Here is a 16,985-nt window from a genome sequence, read left to right as displayed (position 1 = left end):
CGCCGAGTTGCGACATCATGTCGCAACTCGGCGGCTCAAGGGACATCTACTCACACCTCGCGGCGCGGAGCGGAGCGGGGCGCGGGGAGTGGGTCGAAGGGAGGGGGGCGCCGGCTCAGGCGGCCGCGTCGGCGGAGTAGTGGCCGGCGGCCAGGTCCTCGAAGAGGGTGGGGCCGGTCGGGTCCCAGTCGAAGCGCGCGCGGGTGAGGTCGCTGGAGGCGGACATGTCGATGCCGAAGAATCGGCCGATCCAGCCGAAGTGCGCCTCCACATCATCCGGGTCGATGGAGGCGGTGGGCACGCCGACGGCGGCGCCGATCGCTTCGGCGATGCGTCGCGTGGCGTTGCCCTCTTCGGCGACCGCGTGCACCACACGCGCCGCGTCCGGGTCGGCCAGCGCGAGCAGCACCAGGCGGGCCGCGTCGCTGCGGTGGACTGCGGCCCAGCGGTTGGTCCCCTCGCCGACGTAGCCGGCGACACCGGTCTGGCGCGCGATGCCCGCAAGCACCGCAGCGAAGCCGTGGTCGCCCGCACCGTGCACCGTGGGGGCGAAGCGCAGTGCGACCGGGCGGATGCCGCGCTCGGCGGCCGCGATGGCCAGCGTCTCGGCTCCTCCGCGCGGCGCGTCCGGTCCGCTGTACGGGCTGGCGTCGTCTTCGGTCGCGACCCGCCCGGGGGTGATGAGCGCGATCCCGGAGGCGAAGAGGAGCGGGTTGCCGGTCCCCTCGAGGGCGTCGATGAACGTTTCCATTGCCGCGCGTTCGGTGGCACCGGATGCGGCGAAGTCACTGAAGTCGTGCTTGAACCCGAGGTGGATGACCGCGTCGGCGGATGTCGCGGCGGCATGGAGGACGGCGAGGTCGTCCAGGCTCCCGATGACCGGCTCGGCTCCAGCCGCTCGGACCCGCTCGGCCGACCGCGCCGACCGGGCGAGCCCGCTGACCTGGTGTCCCGTGCCGAGCAGCTCGGCGACCACTGCCGAGCCGATCCAGCCCGACGCTCCTGTGACGAATACGCGCATGTCGCGTTCCCTTCTCATCATGTCAGTCACTGACGTCAGCGACTGTCGTCAGCGTAACACTGATGTCAGCTGCTGTCATCACCGCGACGCACTCAGTAGACTCACCCCATGGGACGCTGGGAGCCGGGAGCACGGGAACGCCTCGTGCAGGCTGCCCTCGAGCTGTACGGAGACCCCGGGTTCGAGCAGACGACGGTCGCCGACATCGCCGCACGCGCGGGTGTCACCGAACGCACCTTCTTCCGCCACTTCGCCGACAAGCGGGAAGTGCTCTTCGACGGCTCCGCAGACTTCCAGCAGGGCGTGCTCGACGGCATCGCGATGGCTCCACCCGCGGCGTCGGCCCTGGATGCGGCGGCGGCGGGCATGGATGCGGCGGCCGACGTCCTGCAGAGCCGGCCCGACCAGGCGTTCCCCCGCCTCCGCGCCGCCGTGATCAACGCGACCCCCAGTCTCCTCGAGCGCGAGCTACTCAAGCTCGCCACCGTGGCGGCGGCCGGCGCCCGCGCACTGGAGGACCGCGGCGCGCCCCCTCTGGAGGCCGGGACCGCCGCCGAGGCGGCCATGTCCGCTTTCCGCTTGGCGTTCGAACGCTGGGTCTCCTCCGCCGAGCCGCTCGACCTGCGCGAGCTCGTGCGGGAGGGCATCTCGGCCTTCCGTGCGCTGGCCTGACCTTCCGTCCAATGCACCCCCTTGCGCCGCCGTCGGGGGGCGGGATGATGAGCTGACAGCGACGCGCAGCCGACGACCGGTATTACAAGGAGTGTCCATGACGGCAGACACCTGGGTGGACCGTCCGGACGGCGCCCCGCATCCTCACCACCACCACGGCTGGTGGTGGAAGACGCTGCTCACGGGGCTCGCCCTGTGGATCCTCACCATCGTCGTCACCATCACGACCCAGAACACGAATCTGGTCCCGACGCTGATCCTGCTCGGCAGCTTTCTGGTGCCCTTCTGCGTCGTGCTGTTCGCGATCGAGCGCGTGACGGGAAGCGTGAGCTCGCTCCAACTCGTGCTCGCCTTCTTCGTCGGCGGGATCTTCGGCGTGCTGGGCGCCTCCCTACTGGAGGTGAACCTTCACCAGAGCTACTGGCTGTACCTGGTGGTCGGCCTGATCGAGGAGCTGGTCAAGGCGGTCCTGCTGATCGTCATCGGCTGGCGGGTGGTGCCGAAGACGGCGGCGCAGGGCGCATTGCTCGGCGCGACCGTCGGCGCCGGTTTCGCGGCGTTCGAGTCGGCGGGGTACGCCTTCAACGCGGCGATCACCACGCGCGGTATCGACCTCGTGTCCCTACTGCAGACGGAGGTGTTCCGCGCCATCCTCGCGCCGGTCGGCCATGTGCTGTGGACGGCCGTGCTCGGCGCGGTGCTGTTCGGCGCAGCGCGGGGCGCTGCCCGGTTCCGGTTCTCGATCTGGATCGTGGTCACGTACGTCGGCGTCGCCATCCTGCACGGACTGTGGGATTCGGCGAGCGACCTGGCAGCGGTCATCGCACTGATCGTGAATGGGCGAGCACTGGAGGAGTTGACCACTGTGGGAGGGCTCACGCAGCAGACGGCGTCGGCAGTGTCGGCGCTGGCCGGCATCCTCTACATCGTCGTGCTCATCGTGGTCGCCGCGGGCGGCATCCTCACACTCTGGCTGGTGCTGCGGCACTACCGGCACGCCGAGCGGAAGCGGATGGCGGAGCAGCCGATCGTCTGATCAGCCCCGCGCCGTCAGGGCGATTGTGACGACGATGCTCACGATGGCGGCGGCGAGCAGGAAGCCGGCCATCGCGGCGACGAGCCGTCCGCCCGCGATGGGCGAGCGGTCCCCCTCGGCGGTGAGACGCTGGTGCTGCTGCCGGTAGCGGCGGTGGATCGCGTAGAGCAGGGATGCTGCCGCAGCGACGCCGATGAGGCCAGGGATCGCCGCCCAGGCGCCGAGGGTCTCGGGCAGGATCCGGGCGGCGACGAGCGAGCCGCCCAGCAGGGCGAGCCCGGTGCGCCGCCAGGCCAGCGCCGTGCGTTCGGGTTGCAGTCCCTGGTCGAAGACGGTGCTCATCGCACGAGCACGCCGATGAGCACGAGGACGCCGACGGCGCTCACGGCCACGGCGAGGACGAGGGTGAGCGGTGCAGCCGGCAGTGGTTCGCCGAGGCGGAGCGCGCGTTCGCTCCGCTTCCAGCCGAACCAGGCCTGCAGGGGTGTCAGCAGTCCCGCGACCAGCAGGATCAGGGATGCGGCCAGCCGGAAGCCGGGGTGGATGCCGAGCCCGAGCGCTTCGAGGGCGACGCCGCCGGCGAGGAGGGCGAGCCCGGTCCTGATCCAGGCGAGGAACGTGCGTTCGTTGGCCAGGCTGAAGCGGGCGTCGGGTTCGCTGCCGACCCCGAAGACGGAGGCCGGGAAGCGGTTGTCCGTCACGCGCCCACCCGCGGGTCGATGTCGTTCATCAGCCGTCCTTTCGTGGTAGCACACCCACTGCTACCGTACGCAGGTTCAGGACGCGGGATGCAACACCACGCAGCAGCGGCCCGCGTGCGGGTCCAGTTCGGCGCGGTCCGGGTCGTCGTCGTGCCCCTCGAGCACGCCGCGGAGCAGCGCGTGGTTCACGCCGCAGACCAGGTTGGTGTGCCGCTGCGCCAGCTGGTGGAAAGGGCAGTTCCGCATCGTGACGTCCGGGCCCGGCTCCTCCGTGGGCTCGTAGCCGCGGTCGCGCAGGTCGTCGAGCAGCGCGCGGTCGGGGGAGGAGCTCCGCCTGCCCTGCTCTTCCGCTGCAGCCGTCAATGCGGTGAACAGCGCGCCGCTGTCGTCGGCGGCCACCGCGTCGGTCATCAGCTCGGCCAGCAGGCGGTAGTCGCGAGACGGGACGGACACGGTCGTCTCGCGTGTGCTGCGCGTGTACCGTTTGGCCGGCCGCCCCGCACCCGGGCCGCCTTTCCCCGGGTCGCGGGAGTACCCGGCCTCCAGCAGGCCGGCGGTGACCAGTCGGTCGAGGTGGTACGCCGCCAGCGTGCGGCTCATGCCTGTGGCTCCGGCTGCTTCTTCCCGGCCGACCGGTTCCTGCTGCGAGGCGACGTAGTCGTACAGGCGCCGCCGTGCGGGATCGGCCAGTGCGCTGATCCCGTCGAGTGCGCTGGCCCCGTCGATTGCGCGGTCGCTGTCCATAGCGCTGATTCTATCAACAAAAGATCTTGACAAAAAGGGGCGCGCGACGCATTCTGGAGAAGAACGACGAAAGGTCGGAACGATGAGCGCAGACGCACTGGAGCGGGACGCAGCACCCGTCGAGATCGAGTGGCCGAAAGCGGCCGACGTGCGAGCGATCTCGATGGCTCCTGCCATCGACGTGGAGGCCGCCGAGGCCGCCGCCGCCCAGTTCCTCACGGCACTCGGGATGTCGCTCGAATCAGACCATCTGCGCGCCACCCCGGGGCGGATGGCCCGCGCTTGGGCGGAAATGCTCACCCCGCGGCCCTTCGACCTGACGACGTTTCCCAACGATGAGGGCTACGACGAGCTGGTCGTCGCCCGCGACATCCCGGTGCGTTCGCTGTGCGAGCACCACCTGCTCCCGTTCACCGGTCGCGCCTGGGTCGCCTACCTGCCCGGCGACCGCATCCTGGGCCTCTCCAAGCTCGCCCGTGTGGTGGAGCTGTTCGCCTGCCGCCCGCAGACGCAGGAGCGGCTCACGAAGCAGGTCGCCGACTGGCTGCAGGCCCGGTTGCAGCCGCAGGCGGTCGGTGTCGTCATCGCGGCCGAGCACTCCTGCATGACCCTGCGCGGCGTCAACGCCGTCGGTTCGAGCACGGTCACCTCGACGCTGCTCGGCCGGCTGCGTGACGACGCCCGGTCGCGGGCCGAGTTCCTGGCCGTGACCGGTATCGCGGCGTGAAGGCGCCCTGAATCGAGGAGCATCCTGATGACTGACCCGCTTGCCGGACTCGCCGACGCCGGCGTCTCCCTCTGGCTCGACGACCTGAGCCGCGAACTGCTGACCTCCGGACGCCTCGCCCGCCTGGTGGAGACCAGATACGTCAGCGGCGTCACCACGAACCCGACGATCTTCGCCGCCGCCATCGGCAAGCGCACGTCGTACCAGGCGCAGCTCGACGACCTCTCCGCCCGCGGAGCCGAGGTGGGCGAGGCGCTTCGTGAGCTGACGACCCACGACGTGCGGGACGCGTGCGACGTGCTGCGCCGCTCGTTCGACGCCACCGGCGGCGTGGATGGGCGGGTGTCCATCGAGGTGGACGCGCGGCTCGCCCACGACACCGCGGGCATGATCGCCGAGGCGCGCTCCCTGTGGTGGAGCGTGGACCGGCCCAACCTGTTCATCAAGATCCCGGCCACCCTCGAAGGTCTCCCGGCGATCACCGCCTGCCTGGCCGACGGGATCAGCATCAACGTGACGCTCATCTTCTCGCTGCGCCGGTACCGCCAGGTGATGGACGCGTACCTCGAAGGGATGCGCCGGGCCGTCGCGAGCGGGCTGGACCCGGCCGGCATCGCCTCCGTCGCCTCCTTCTTCGTGTCGCGCGTCGATGCCGAAGTCGACCGCCGGCTCGAGCGGTTGGGCACGCTCGAGGCCGGCGGGCTGCGGGGACGCGCCGGCTTGGCGAACGCGCACCTCGCCTTCCAGGAGTACGAGCGGATGCTGGACGGCGGCGCCTGGCGCGCGCTCGCCGCAGCCGGCGCCCGTCCCCAGCGGCCGCTCTGGGCATCCACCTCGACGAAGAACCCGGACTACCCGGACACCCTCTATGTCGACGGGCTGGTGACCCGCGGCGTGGTGAACACGATGACCGAGGCGACGCTGGAGGCTGTCGCGGATCACGGTCGCCCTGTTCCCGCGGACACTGTGCGGGGCTCGTATGAGGACGCCCGCGCGGTCCTCGACGGGCTCGCGTGGACGGGCATCGACTATGACGACGTGGTCGCCGTGCTCGAGGAGGAGGGTGTCGCGAAGTTCGCCGATGCGTGGAGCACACTCTCCGACGAGCTCGCGGATGTGCTGGCGTCGCGGGCGCTCACTTCTCGCTGAGCGCCTGGCGCATCCTCTGCTCCACGCTCTCCGGGGACGCTGCCGGCTTCTTGTCGCGCATCCTTCGCAGCAGCCCGGTGACACCGAAGACCGCGGCCGGTCGCGCCCAGGCGACCACGATGACGGACAGCGCGAGCATGATCGGGTATTCCGTGATCAGCTGGTCCGCCGACCAGTAGAGCAGGAGCGTCGCGACGGACATCAGGGCCGCCACCCGGGTGAGAACACCCAGGACGAGCAGCACCCCCAGAGCGGTCTCCAGCAGGGGCATCGCGACGCCGAAGAGGTCGGGGAAGGGCCGAAGCGTCAGGGCATCGAACCAGTGGAAGTACTCGGGCACCCGCGAGTTGGATGCGGCACTCTCGGTGACCAGGCGGATGTCGGCGCCGGAGAAACCCGCCCGGTACTTGAGCAGACCCTCGTTGAGCCAGAGCGCCCCGAGCACGACCCTCGCCGCGCCGGTCAGGACCGGCACGGCGAGATCGCGGGCGCTCATTTCAGGGCCGCGGCACCGAAGACCGCCTTGGCCTTGTCGCAGTGGATCACCACGTCCGTGTAACCCGACGTCTGGACGCCGCCGAGGTCGAAGCTCTGCGTCGAGGAGTTGAACACGATGCTGTCGATCTGCTTGCCGGCCGCGACGGCCGCTTCATCCGTCCCGTTGGTCAGGTACACGTGCAGGTCGGGTCCTTCGTCCGACGAGAAGCCGGCCAGGTTGAGCTTCCCGCCGGCGAACGAGACCGTCCCGGCGACGTGCTTGTCGTTCAGCCCGGCGAACGTGCCCGTGCGGCTGTCGGCGGCTACTGAGCTCGCACTCGAGGTCGACGACGTCGCCGAGGAAGGCGCCGTGGCGTCGGACGCCGTGCTGCAGGCGGTCAGGGTTGCCGAGAGGGCAAGCATGAGCCCTCCCGCGATCAGTGCTTTACGCATGGTCCACTCCTTGGTGTGGTGGGGGATGGTCGGGTCATCGGGGTTCTCTCGGGGACCTCGATGAGACTGAAGCTAGCCAGCCCACCAGCGCCGGCGGCCGAAGATTTCAGCACTGTAAGGACTTCGCCGCCGCCGTCGATTACCCGGGAGACTTGACACCGTGATCGAGCAGCGACCTCCCGTGGCGATGATCGTCGAGGACGACCCGGCGGTTCGGCAGGTGGTACGCGACTACCTCGTATCCGCCGGCTACCGGGTGGAAGCCCACGGCGACGGCGTCACCGCCCTCCGAACTCTGCGCGACGCCCGTCCGGACGTCCTGGTGCTCGACCGCATGCTCCCCGGCATCAGCGGAGACGAACTGTGCCGCGAGGCCCGGGCGATCGATCCGCGGCTCCCGATCATCATGCTGACTGCGCTCGACGCCGTGGAGGATCGCATCGACGGGCTGGAGCGCGGCGCCGACGACTACCTCGCGAAGCCGTTCGCCCTCCGCGAGCTGCTGCTGCGGGTGAACGCGCTCGTCCGTCGCCGCAGAGCGGAGCCGTCGGAGGCCCGCGCGTTCGATGTCGGTCCGTTCCGAGTCGATCCGGCGCGTCGGGCTGTGCTCCGCGGCGGCAGGCCGATCTCGTTGACCTCCCGCGAGTACGAGCTGCTGCTCCACCTGATCCGCAATCCTGACCGTGTGGTGAGCCGCGAAGAGCTGCTCCGCGAGGTGTGGGGATGGGACAGCGGCGACCCGTCGAACGTCACCGTCCATGTGCGCCGCCTGCGCGAGAAGATCGAGCCGGACCCGCGGGAGCCGCAACACCTGGTTACGGAGTGGGGCGCGGGCTACCGCTTCGTCGTGGCGGTGGCACCGTGATGCCGAGCGCAGGCGACCTGCAGCTGATCGTGCTCACGACCGCGGGCTGCACGGCTGCCGTCGTGCTCGCGGCGGCCGTCGTCCTCGGGGTGTGGCGGAGCGCATCCATCGTCTCCCGCTTCACCGTCGTGGTCGGCACGGCGGTGGTCTCGATCGGGCTGTCGGCCGTGGTGATCGGCGCCGAGATGTTCTTCTCGCCACACGACCTCACCGTTCTGTCGTGGATCGTGGGGGTATCCGCGGTGATGAGCCTTGCCGCAGCCTGGGTGGTCGGCCGTCCCGTCCGCCAGTCGCTCGGGCGGTTGCGCGAATCGGCGCGACTCGTGGGCGACGGCCAGGTGGTGGATGCCGGCCGGCACGGTGGACGCGAGCTCGCGGCGGTCTCCGCCGAGCTTGCGGAGGCGTCCGCGCGGCTGGCCGCAGCGCGGGCCGAGCTGGAGCAGTTGGATGCGTCCCGCCGCACGTTCTTCGCGTGGATCTCGCACGACCTCCGAACCCCGCTGACCGGGGTCCGCGCGCTGGCGGAGGCGCTCGACGAAGGCGTAGCGGGTGACGAGCGTCAGTACATCAGGCGCCTCCGGCAGCAGGCGGACGCGATGTCGGGTCTGGTGGACGACCTGTTCGAGCTGTCGCGTCTGCAGAGCGGGGTGCTTCGGCCGAGGCGCGAGCCGGTGGATGTGCGTGACCTGGTGTCGGACGCGGTCGCCGACGTGCGCCCGGTGGCGGAGGCGCGCGGGGTGACCGTCGAACACCGCCTCTCCGGTGCGGCGGAGGTGCAGGCCGACCCGCGGCTGCTCAATCGCGCGATCGTCAACCTGCTGGCGAACGCGGTGCGCCACGCGCCACCGGGCAGCGTCGTGACGGCGGCGGCCCGCTGCGAGCCGCAGCAGGTCGAGCTGGCGGTGCTCGACCGCGGCTCCGGCGTTCCGGAGGCGAGTCTCCGCGACATGTTCGAGGTCGGCTGGCGCGGCGACGCCGCACGCAGCCGCGACGCGGGCGACGCGGTCTCGTCGGGTGCCGGGCTCGGCCTCGCGATCGTGCGCGCGGTCGCGGAGGCCCACGGCGGCTCGGTGAGTGCTGGGCACGACGCGGACGGCTTCCGCGTCTCGCTGGTCCTCCCATCCACAACCTGACCGCGCCCCTCCGACTGAACGCCCGGCGGTGTCCGCCGTCGCTTGTCACGTCCGCGGCTGCGCGAGCAGCGTCCGTCGCGACAAACGGCAGCGGACCCGTGCGCCGGACGTGGCGGTGGTCACTCCTCGGTGAGGGCCTCCTGCGCTTCCTTCGGCAGCTTCCGCACCTTGGCCCGACGCTTCCGGCGGTCCGGGATCATGGACCGCATCTCCTCCAGCCGGCCGAAGCAGAGCAGCCGGTCGCCCGACTCCAGCACCACCGTGCTGCGCGGATTCGGGATGACGGACGTCCCGCGGTGCAGCGTGAGCACCGAGATGTCGCGGTCGCCGAGTCCGGAGTCGCGCAGCGCCTTGCCGACCAGGTCGGCGTTGGTGTGCACGAGCAGCTCGGCGACGCCGTAGCCCGTGGAGACGCTGAGCCGCTGGCGCACGTCGATCTCCGGGAACGCCACCTGGTTGTCGATGAAGTCGATGATCGCGCCGGCCACATCCAGCCCGGTCGCACGCTCGATGCCCTCGAGGCCGGGTGAGGAGTTGACCTCCATCACCAGCGGGCCGTCCTTGCCCTCCAGCATGTCGACGCCGGCCACCCGCAGCCCCATGATCTGTGCCGAGCGCACCGCGGCCTCCTCGAACTCCGGCGTCAGCGTGACCTTCTCGACGGTTCCGCCGCGGTGCACGTTCGAGCGGAACTCGTCGCCGCTCGCCACCCGCCGCATCGCCGCCACCACGCGGTCGCCGACGACGAGCGCGCGGATGTCGCGGCCCCGGCTCTCGGCGATGAAGCTCTGAATGAGGACGTTCTGCTTCGTCGAGTGCAGCGTCTCGATGATCGCCTCCGCGATCTTGGCCTCCGGGGCGAGGATGACGCCGATGCCCTGCGTTCCCTCGAGCAGCTTGATGACGACCGGCGCCCCGCCGACCCGCTCGATCGCCATCTGCACGTCCGCGCGGCTGTTCACGAACGCCGTCCGGGGCATGCCGATGTTGTGACGCGAGAGGATCTGCGTCGCGCGCAGCTTGTCGCGCGAGTTGGTGATGCCGTTCGCGGTGTTCGGCGTGTAGACGTCCATCTGCTCGAACTGGCGCACGACCGCCGTGCCGTAGTACGTGATCGAGTTGCCGATGCGCGGCAGGATCGCGTCGTAATCGGACAGCAGGCGCCCGCGGTACTGCAAGTCCGGCTCCTCCCCCGAGAGATCGATCGCGAAGCGCAGGGTGTTGAGCACCTTCACCGTGTGACCGCGGTTCTCCGCCGCCGACCGCAGCCGCTGCGTCGAGTACGCGTGCGGGGCGCGCGAGAGGATGGCGAGTTTCACGGGTCTGCTCCTGCGAAGATGGGGGAATGGCCGAGACCCATCCAACCACCGACACGGTCGGCTGGCGTGAGTGGGCCGGTCTGCCGGGCATCGGCGTGCCGTGGATCAAGGTGAAGGTGGACACCGGAGCGCGCAGCTCCTCCCTCCACGCGTTCCACATCGAGGAGCTCCCCGGCGACCGGGTGCGGTTCCAGGTGCACCCGTGGCAGGACTCCGACCGGGATGCGGTCACCGCCGAGTGCGAAGTGCACGACCGGCGCGTGGTCCGCAGCTCGTCCGGTCACACCGAGGAGCGCATTGTCGTGCTGCTCGATCTCGTGCTCGGCGGCCGGGAGGTCCGGGCCGAGACGACGCTCACCAACCGCGACCAGATGGGGTTCCGGATGCTGGTCGGACGCGAGGCGCTGCGGCAGGGCTTCGTGGTCGACCCGGCCCGGTCGTTCCTCGGCGGTCGCGCGCCGCGCGAGATCCGCCGCCGCAACCGCGGTCGCGAACTCGGCTGAGCTGACCTCGGTGGGAAACGCGGGCGTTCCCGGCTGTACCGTCCCGCAACTCCTCCCTTTGGTGCCGACACGCCGGTTCGTGGTCCGCAACTCCTCCGTTTCGGAGGCATCGAAAACGGAGGAGTTCTGCCGGCGACACGCCGGTCGCGCGCGGAAACGGAGGAGACGGTGGCGGGCGACGGCCCGGTCTCCTCCCAACTCGACGAGGCGAGCGCTGGCTACACCAGCCCCAGCTCGCGGCGCCAGTGGGCGAGGAACTCCGCCCCGGCGTCGTCGTGGATGGCGTCGCCGATGGTGATCACCTCGTAGGGCCGGTCGAGCACGCCGTCGGCGGGGCGCACATCCACATGAGCGACTTCGTAGCCCGCGTCGTGCACGAAGTCGGCCATCTTGTAGTCGCTGCGGGAGTCGCCGACCGAACGCCACCGCCGCGGCAACGGACCGCGCGCGGCGAAGTAGTCGAACGCGCGCTGCGCTCCCCGGTCCTTGTCGAGCAGCACCGACTCGATATCCGTGGAGATGATCGTCGGGTCGATGCGGTACGGAACGGCGCCGTCCGCATCGGGAACCGTGCGCTCGCCGTAGCGCAGGCCGACGCCGAGGCCGGTGAGGAGGTCGAAGGCCGCATCCTGGAACCGGTCCTGCGCCTCCTGGTACGTCTCCGCATCCACGTCGGTCCGCTGCTCGACCGAGATCATCGCGCGCTTCGTCTCGTCGAAGAACATCGTGTCGGCGAAGCGGTCACGAACGAGCCGACGGATGCCGTCCACCGCCTCGGGCGAGAACGCGACGGCCTCGTCGACGGTGACCGCGCCCATCCCCTCGCCCGTGATCGGCGCCCACGCGCCACCCTTCTCGAACACGCCGAACATGCGCGCGCCGTGCTGGTCGAGGGCTTCCGCCAGCCCCGCGTCGCACAGCGGGCTCACCACCTGGTTGCGGATGAAATCGCCCGACCGGCCCGTGATGAACGCGATCGGGACACCGGCCGCGGCCATCGACACCAGGTCGGTGACGATGCTGCGGATGGCGATGGTGCGGGTGACGGGGCTCGCGAGAGGACCGTCGACGTCGAAGAGCAGACCGAGATTGTGCACAGTCCATTCTCTCCGCTGCGAGAATGGTCGCATGTCGCAGCCCGCTCCCTCCCCTGGACCGCTGTGGCATCCAGACGCACCCAGCACCGTCGTGCACGGTGACAACCTCGACGTGCTGGCCGGCCTGCCGGATGCGTCCTTCCGCCTGATCTACCTCGATCCGCCGTTCAACACCGGCCGTCCGCAGGCCCGGCAGACCCTCACGTCCGTGCGGTCGGAGGGCGGCGCGGGCAGCGTGATCGGCTTCAAGGGCCGCAGCTACGAGCGCATCAAAGGCGACCTCCTGCGCTACGACGACCGGTTCGAGGACTACTGGGGCTTCCTGGAGCCGCGGCTCATCGAGGCGTGGCGGGTGCTCGCTGACGACGGCACGCTGTACCTCCACCTCGACTACCGCGAGTCGCACTACGCGAAGGTTCTGCTGGATGCGCTGTTCGGCCGCGAGTCGTTCCTCAACGAGATCATCTGGGCGTACGACTACGGCGCGAAGCCCAAGAACCGCTGGCCCGCCAAGCACGACACGATCCTCGTCTACGTGAAGGATCCGTCGGCGTACCACTTCGATTCGGCCGCGGTCGAACGCGAGCCGTACATGGCGCCCGGGCTGGTGACGCCCGAGAAGGCACAGCTCGGCAAGCTCCCCACGGACGTCTGGTGGCACACCATCGTGTCGCCGACCGGCCGCGAGAAGACCGGCTACCCGACCCAGAAACCGGAAGGCGTGCTCCGACGCATCGTCCAGGCCTCCAGCAGCGAGGGCGACTGGGTGCTCGACTTCTTCGCCGGCAGCGGCACGACCGGCGCGGTGGCGGCATCCCTCGGCCGGCGGTTCCTGCTGGTCGACAGCAACCCGGATGCGGTCGCGGTCATGCGGGGGCGGCTGGGCGCGGAGTCAAGCGATGGCGGCCGCGAGCACGAGGTCCGCTTCGTCGGCTGAGCGTCACTGCTCGGGGTGCTCGACGTGCGCCTTCAGTGCGCGCATCGTGCGCCGGCTCTCGGCCGCTGCCATCCGGACTAGCACCGGCTGCATCGCACGGAAGGCACCGTGCGTGGTCACCTCGCCGACTCGGGTGACGCGGGTGACCGGGCCGGCGGGGTCGACGGCGTAGCGGATGTCGGCGTCGACCCGGCCGGAGCGCACCGCCTGGTGGAAGTGGAGCTCCCGATCCGGGCGCTCGTCGACCAGCTGCCCGCGCATCCGGCCGATGGTAGTCGTGTCCTCGTAGACGTCCGACGATGTGGGACGGGGAACGCGGGTGCCCCGGTAGACGACCGAGCGGCCCAACCACGCCGGGTAGGCGTCGAGTGTGCGGAGAGCGAGGTAGACCTCGTGCACCGGCGCCTCGATGTCGATGGTGTTCACGAACTGTTTCATGGTGCTCGGTCTACACCCGTCCACAGCTGATGCAGCAGCGGAGTTCTCCCTCTGTTCGGCGTTCATCCGGAAATCTCAGAGTCGTGTGTGGAAGGGTGGATGCACTATGCGATCGAGCCTCCGGACCCTGCCTTTCCTGTGGGGTGCGCTCGTGACGGCGGGACTGTTCGTGGCGGTCTACCTCGTCTTCGTGCGGAGCTACATCGGGCAGGTCATCGACGAGCGTGCGTTCGCCGGAGCGGACGCCTGGAAGGGCGACCTGATCGAGTTCGCCCACGGCTTCCTCAACGTCCTGCCGGCGGCGTCGGTCGTGATCGGCGCACTGATCGCGATCGCGATCGTGCTCGTCCGGCGCAACTGGCTGGTCTTCGCTGTCGCGGTCGGGGCCGCGGTCGGGGCGAACGTGAGTACGCAGGTGCTGAAGTACACCATCCTGTCGCGGCCCGAGAAGGGGGTGGATGTGGGGCTCGCCAACTCGCTCCCGTCCGGCCATACGGCGGTCGCCGCCTCGGCCGCCCTCGTGGTGTTCCTCCTGACGTCGCCGCGCTACCGGCCCCTCGCGGCGGTCGGCGGGGCGGTCTTCACGATCGCGGCGGGCGCATCCACCCTGGTCGAGCAGTGGCACCGTCCGAGCGATGTCATCGCGGGGATGCTCGTGGTGGCCTTCTGGGGCTGCCTGGCCGGAATCGTCCTCTCCTGGCTGCGGCTCCCCGGGGCGGAGCCGCCCGTGCGCAGCAAGCTCTGGCCCATGGTCTGGATCGGCGTGGCGTGCGCGCTCGGCTCGGTGATCTCGCTGCTGGTCACCTACTTCTCGACGCAGTCGGGCACGCAGCACCTGCTCGTCGCGTACGCGGGCGGCGAGGCGGCGATCGTGGCGTCCGGGCTCGTGCTGGCCGCCCTCGGCAACCGCCTCTACCGCCGCCTGGCCTGACGCAGCCCGCTGCCGAGGTGCTCGTACATGCTCCTCATCCCGGCGTGTCGGCAGCAACGTCGAGCACCTCGAATCCGCGTCAGGGGTGGAAGAACGACGTGAGCGCCTCGGCCAGGGGCCCGGGCGCGTCTTCGGCTACGTGATGTGAGGAGTCGATGCCGCGGCCCCGCACATCCTCTGCCCAGCCGCGCCAGATAGCGACGGGGTCGCCGAACAGCTGCTCCAGGTCGTCGCGCAGCGACCACAGCACGAGCAGCGGCATGGTCAGACGTCGGCGCGCGGCGCGGTCCGCCTCCTCGTCGGCGCGGTCGACGGTCAGCCCCGCGCGGTAGTCCTCCAGCATGCCGACCACCACCTCGGGGCGGTGGACGGCAGCACGTCGCTCCGCGAAATTCTCCGCGCCCATCGCCTCCAGGTCGCCGCCGTACCAGGCGTCCGGGTCAGCGCCGATCACGCGTTCCGGGATGTGCGGCTGCGCGAAGAAGAACCAGTGGTACCAGGCCGTCGCGAACTCGGGGGTGATGCGGTCGAGGTGCTCGACGATGGGGATGCAGTCCAGCAGGGCCACACGGTGCACCGCTTCGGGGTGGTCCATCGCCAGCCGGAAGGCGGCGTAGCTGCCCCGGTCGTGCCCGACCAGGTCGAACCGGTCGTGCCCGAGGGTGCGCATGACGCTCAGGATGTCGCCCGCCATCGCCCGCTTCGACGCCTGCGCGTGGTCGGGTCGCGGATCCGGAGCCGTCGAGCGCCCGTAGCCACGGAGGTCGGGTACGACCACGGTGAACCCCTGCCGCACGAGCAGCGGTGCGACGCGGTGCCAGGTGGCGCCGGTGCGCGGGTGCCCGTGGAGCAGAACCAAAGGCTGGCCCTCGCCGCCGTGCCGGACGTGGATGCGCGCGTCGCCGACGTCGATGTCGGAGGTCTGGAATCCGTCGAACACGGGTCGCGGTGGCCTCAGGCCTGCGCGCGCAGGTTCTCGGCGATCTTCGCGAGCGAGCCGTCGAGCGCCTGCTGCATCCCGTCGAAGCCGTGCGTCGTGTGGATGGTGAGCTCGACTCCCTCGTCGGTGAGCCGGAGCGAGCCGTGATAGTCGTGCGGGCCCGGAGCCGACCAGGTCACCTCTCGGGCGGCACGGTCGACGTCGAACGTGGCCTCCGACGTGACGGTCTCGTCCGTCCCGTCGCGGTCGGTGTCGACCTGCGCGGTCGTCTCCACCTTGCCGTCGGGCAGCTCGTGCGCCGCGGTCACCCGCGGGAAGTAGGCGGGCAGGTTCTCCGGGTCGGAGACGTAGTCGAAATACTCGTCGGCGTCGCCGTCGAGCAGCCGGGATGCGGTGTAGGTGGGCATGCCGCGACGGTACGCCCGGCAGGGGAGCGCGCAACCGTCCTGCGCAGCCGCCCGCGCGACAGCCCCGCGCAGCCGCCCGACGCAGCCGCCCGACGCAGCCGCCCGACGCAGCCGCCCGCGCGACCGCCCGGCCTCAGGGCGCCTCGGGCCGCTCCGCCCGCCGCTGACCCGTGAGTACCTGCTGCTTCCCGGGCCGAGTCGCGACGTGATGTCGCGACTCGGCACTGACCCGCGCGTCGACAGCCACGACGGCGAGCGTCAGCGCGCAGACGGCGGAGGCGCACACGGTCAGTATGCCGGGTCCGAGCGGCGCGACCAGCCCGGCCGCGGCAACCCCCAGCGCGCTGCCGCCGACCTTCACACCGGCGACGGTCGCGAAGACGCGGGCGGCCGCTCCGGGAGGCGCGTACTCGGTGCGGGCCGCGAGAGTGGCCGCGAACAGGGCGGAGCCCGCCGCTCCCATGACGGCGAACGCCACCCCGCCGACGACCCTCGCGGCGCCCGGTACGGCGAGCGACAGGAGGGGGAGGAGCAGGGTGCCGCCGGTGACCATCACGCCGAGTCGCACCAGACGTTCCGGATCGCCGGTCAGCGGACGCGCGATCAGCAGGAGTGACGCCAGGAGCCCGCCCGCACCGTACAGCGACATCAGGACGCCCGTGGTGGACGGGCCCGCGCCGCGCTCGGTCGCGAGTGCAGCCGCGATCACGGGCGCCGACGCCAGCGCGGTGGCCGACCCGACGGTCGCGATGGTCGTCCGCCGTAACGGCGAGGAGGCGATCAGGAGTCGAAGCACCGAGCCGCCCCCGGCCCGCTTCGGCACCGGTTGCGATGCGGGCAGCCACAACACAGCGACGGCGGCGAGCCCGAGGAGCGCGGCGGTTGCGGCCAGCGCTCCGCCGGGGGTCAGCGTGCTCGCCGCCACCGCGACCGCGGCCGGACCGGCGGTGCCGGCGACGCCGTACGTGAGGGCGTCGAGTGCCTGCCCGCGTCGTTGTCCGCGTCCGGCGGGGTCGCGGCGTCCCGGTGCGTCCAGGATGCCGGCCAACCTGCTGCTCAGACCTCCGGTGACGAGGGGTCCCGCGCATCCCGCCGCGGCCAGCGCAGCCCCTGCGCCCACGACCGAGAGTGGCAGCAGCGCCGCTGCCGCCACGACGAACACCCCGTACCAGGCGAACGCGGCGGCGAGCACCGGGCCCGGCCGACGGCGTCGATCGAGGAGGCGGCCCGCGAGCGGACCGATCAGGTGCGGGATGGTCAGCGCGGCGGCGAGCATCCCGCCGGCGGCCGGACCCGCGACGGCAGTGCCCGCGAGGACCGCAGCGACGATGGCGCCGGCGTCGGCCGACCGTGCGGCGACCGCCGCGGTGATGTAGACGACGACGCCGTTCCGTCCGCTCATGAACAGCACGTTGCCCCGCCTCGCGTCACCTGT

At 71.0% G+C, this 16,985-nt stretch carries 21 protein-coding genes; 9 read left to right on the top strand and 12 right to left on the bottom strand.

From position 1 onward, the window contains the following. Nucleotides 1–115 precede the first annotated feature (115 nt). Nucleotides 116–1,021, bottom strand: coding sequence for an SDR family oxidoreductase (locus AB4079_RS10045; protein ID WP_441787152.1), 906 nt, complete (start codon nucleotides 1,019–1,021; stop codon nucleotides 116–118). 108 nt (nucleotides 1,022–1,129) lie between these two features. Here AB4079_RS10045 and AB4079_RS10040 point away from each other — a divergent pair, with 108 nt between their 5' ends. Both AB4079_RS10040 and AB4079_RS10035 read left to right on the top strand, forming a co-directional pair. Then, nucleotides 1,130–1,693 (top strand): helix-turn-helix domain-containing protein, encoded by a 564-nt coding sequence (locus tag AB4079_RS10040; protein WP_441787151.1) that lies wholly within the window; start codon nucleotides 1,130–1,132, stop codon nucleotides 1,691–1,693. A gap of 97 nt (nucleotides 1,694–1,790) precedes the next feature. Continuing rightward, a complete protein-coding gene (locus AB4079_RS10035) occupies nucleotides 1,791–2,729 on the top strand; it encodes a PrsW family intramembrane metalloprotease (RefSeq protein WP_441787150.1) in 939 nt (312 codons plus the stop codon). Here the strand turns inward: AB4079_RS10035 and AB4079_RS10030 are convergent, their stop codons facing one another. The 3 genes from AB4079_RS10030 to AB4079_RS10020 form a co-directional block, all read right to left on the bottom strand. Beyond that, nucleotides 2,730–3,071 (bottom strand): DUF202 domain-containing protein, encoded by a 342-nt coding sequence (locus tag AB4079_RS10030; protein WP_441787149.1) that lies wholly within the window; start codon nucleotides 3,069–3,071, stop codon nucleotides 2,730–2,732. It abuts the gene before it with no gap. Next, complete coding sequence (locus AB4079_RS10025; RefSeq protein ID WP_441787148.1) at nucleotides 3,068–3,430, bottom strand: YidH family protein; 363 nt, start codon at nucleotides 3,428–3,430, stop codon at nucleotides 3,068–3,070. The genes AB4079_RS10030 and AB4079_RS10025 overlap by 4 nt, the downstream gene beginning before the upstream one ends. Nucleotides 3,431–3,505: 75 nt before the next feature. Continuing rightward, a complete protein-coding gene (locus AB4079_RS10020) occupies nucleotides 3,506–4,174 on the bottom strand; it encodes a helix-turn-helix transcriptional regulator (protein WP_441787147.1) in 669 nt (222 codons plus the stop codon). An 82-nt stretch (nucleotides 4,175–4,256) separates the two neighbouring features. Between AB4079_RS10020 and folE the strand changes: the two genes are divergently transcribed. Both folE and tal read left to right on the top strand, forming a co-directional pair. Continuing rightward, complete coding sequence (gene folE / locus AB4079_RS10015; RefSeq protein ID WP_441787146.1) at nucleotides 4,257–4,901, top strand: GTP cyclohydrolase I; 645 nt, start codon at nucleotides 4,257–4,259, stop codon at nucleotides 4,899–4,901. A gap of 27 nt (nucleotides 4,902–4,928) precedes the next feature. Next, nucleotides 4,929–6,050, top strand: a complete 1,122-nt coding sequence (gene tal, locus AB4079_RS10010; RefSeq protein WP_441787145.1) for a transaldolase — start codon at nucleotides 4,929–4,931, stop codon at nucleotides 6,048–6,050. Here tal and AB4079_RS10005 read toward each other — a convergent pair. Then, complete coding sequence (locus AB4079_RS10005; RefSeq protein ID WP_441787144.1) at nucleotides 6,037–6,546, bottom strand: DoxX family membrane protein; 510 nt, start codon at nucleotides 6,544–6,546, stop codon at nucleotides 6,037–6,039. The genes tal and AB4079_RS10005 overlap by 14 nt on opposite strands. After that, nucleotides 6,543–6,980, bottom strand: coding sequence for a DM13 domain-containing protein (locus tag AB4079_RS10000; protein WP_441787143.1), 438 nt, complete (start codon nucleotides 6,978–6,980; stop codon nucleotides 6,543–6,545). Before AB4079_RS10000 ends, AB4079_RS10005 begins: the two co-directional genes overlap by 4 nt. A gap of 160 nt (nucleotides 6,981–7,140) precedes the next feature. Here AB4079_RS10000 and AB4079_RS09995 point away from each other — a divergent pair, with 160 nt between their 5' ends. Both AB4079_RS09995 and AB4079_RS09990 read left to right on the top strand, forming a co-directional pair. After that, nucleotides 7,141–7,845: a response regulator transcription factor gene (locus tag AB4079_RS09995; protein ID WP_441787142.1), complete on the top strand. Its 705-nt coding sequence runs from the start codon at nucleotides 7,141–7,143 to the stop codon at nucleotides 7,843–7,845. Further along, nucleotides 7,845–8,978: a sensor histidine kinase gene (locus tag AB4079_RS09990; protein WP_441787158.1), complete on the top strand. Its 1,134-nt coding sequence runs from the start codon at nucleotides 7,845–7,847 to the stop codon at nucleotides 8,976–8,978. The genes AB4079_RS09995 and AB4079_RS09990 overlap by 1 nt, the downstream gene beginning before the upstream one ends. 119 nt (nucleotides 8,979–9,097) lie before the next feature. On the opposite strand, the gene rimK is transcribed toward AB4079_RS09990, so the two are convergent. Further along, complete coding sequence (rimK, locus tag AB4079_RS09985) at nucleotides 9,098–10,297, bottom strand: 30S ribosomal protein S6--L-glutamate ligase (protein ID WP_441787141.1); 1,200 nt, start codon at nucleotides 10,295–10,297, stop codon at nucleotides 9,098–9,100. A gap of 26 nt (nucleotides 10,298–10,323) precedes the next feature. Between rimK and AB4079_RS09980 the strand changes: the two genes are divergently transcribed. Further along, complete coding sequence (locus tag AB4079_RS09980; RefSeq protein ID WP_441787140.1) at nucleotides 10,324–10,800, top strand: ATP-dependent zinc protease family protein; 477 nt, start codon at nucleotides 10,324–10,326, stop codon at nucleotides 10,798–10,800. 218 nt (nucleotides 10,801–11,018) lie between these two features. Here the strand turns inward: AB4079_RS09980 and AB4079_RS09975 are convergent, their stop codons facing one another. Beyond that, nucleotides 11,019–11,897, bottom strand: coding sequence for a hypothetical protein (locus AB4079_RS09975; protein WP_441787139.1), 879 nt, complete (start codon nucleotides 11,895–11,897; stop codon nucleotides 11,019–11,021). A gap of 31 nt (nucleotides 11,898–11,928) precedes the next feature. Between AB4079_RS09975 and AB4079_RS09970 the strand changes: the two genes are divergently transcribed. Beyond that, nucleotides 11,929–12,834 (top strand): DNA-methyltransferase, encoded by a 906-nt coding sequence (locus tag AB4079_RS09970; RefSeq protein ID WP_441787138.1) that lies wholly within the window; start codon nucleotides 11,929–11,931, stop codon nucleotides 12,832–12,834. A gap of 3 nt (nucleotides 12,835–12,837) precedes the next feature. Here AB4079_RS09970 and AB4079_RS09965 read toward each other — a convergent pair whose 3' ends face one another. Next, entirely contained in the window at nucleotides 12,838–13,272 is a 435-nt protein-coding gene (locus AB4079_RS09965; RefSeq protein ID WP_441787137.1) for an SRPBCC family protein, read from the bottom strand. A gap of 106 nt (nucleotides 13,273–13,378) precedes the next feature. Here AB4079_RS09965 and AB4079_RS09960 point away from each other — a divergent pair, with 106 nt between their 5' ends. Continuing rightward, the gene (locus AB4079_RS09960) at nucleotides 13,379–14,203 is read left to right on the top strand and encodes a phosphatase PAP2 family protein (protein WP_441787136.1); all 825 of its coding nucleotides are present in this window, start codon (nucleotides 13,379–13,381) and stop codon (nucleotides 14,201–14,203) included. 79 nt (nucleotides 14,204–14,282) lie between these two features. Here the strand turns inward: AB4079_RS09960 and AB4079_RS09955 are convergent, their stop codons facing one another. The 3 genes from AB4079_RS09955 to AB4079_RS09945 all read right to left on the bottom strand — a co-directional run bounded on the left by AB4079_RS09955 (nucleotide 14,283) and on the right by AB4079_RS09945 (nucleotide 16,952). After that, the gene (locus tag AB4079_RS09955; RefSeq protein WP_441787135.1) at nucleotides 14,283–15,143 is read right to left on the bottom strand and encodes an alpha/beta fold hydrolase; all 861 of its coding nucleotides are present in this window, start codon (nucleotides 15,141–15,143) and stop codon (nucleotides 14,283–14,285) included. A 14-nt stretch (nucleotides 15,144–15,157) separates the two neighbouring features. After that, the gene (locus AB4079_RS09950) at nucleotides 15,158–15,550 is read right to left on the bottom strand and encodes an SRPBCC family protein (protein ID WP_441787134.1); all 393 of its coding nucleotides are present in this window, start codon (nucleotides 15,548–15,550) and stop codon (nucleotides 15,158–15,160) included. 133 nt (nucleotides 15,551–15,683) lie between these two features. Next, nucleotides 15,684–16,952 (bottom strand): hypothetical protein, encoded by a 1,269-nt coding sequence (locus tag AB4079_RS09945; RefSeq protein ID WP_441787133.1) that lies wholly within the window; start codon nucleotides 16,950–16,952, stop codon nucleotides 15,684–15,686. Nucleotides 16,953–16,985: the final 33 nt, after the last annotated feature.

Origin of the sequence: Leifsonia sp. 2MCAF36 (assembly GCF_052115525.1) — a bacterium.
Classification (GTDB): domain Bacteria; phylum Actinomycetota; class Actinomycetes; order Actinomycetales; family Microbacteriaceae; genus Leifsonia.
The sequence above is the reverse complement of the archived record's forward strand: the minus strand, read 5'-3'. Positions and strand labels throughout refer to the sequence as shown.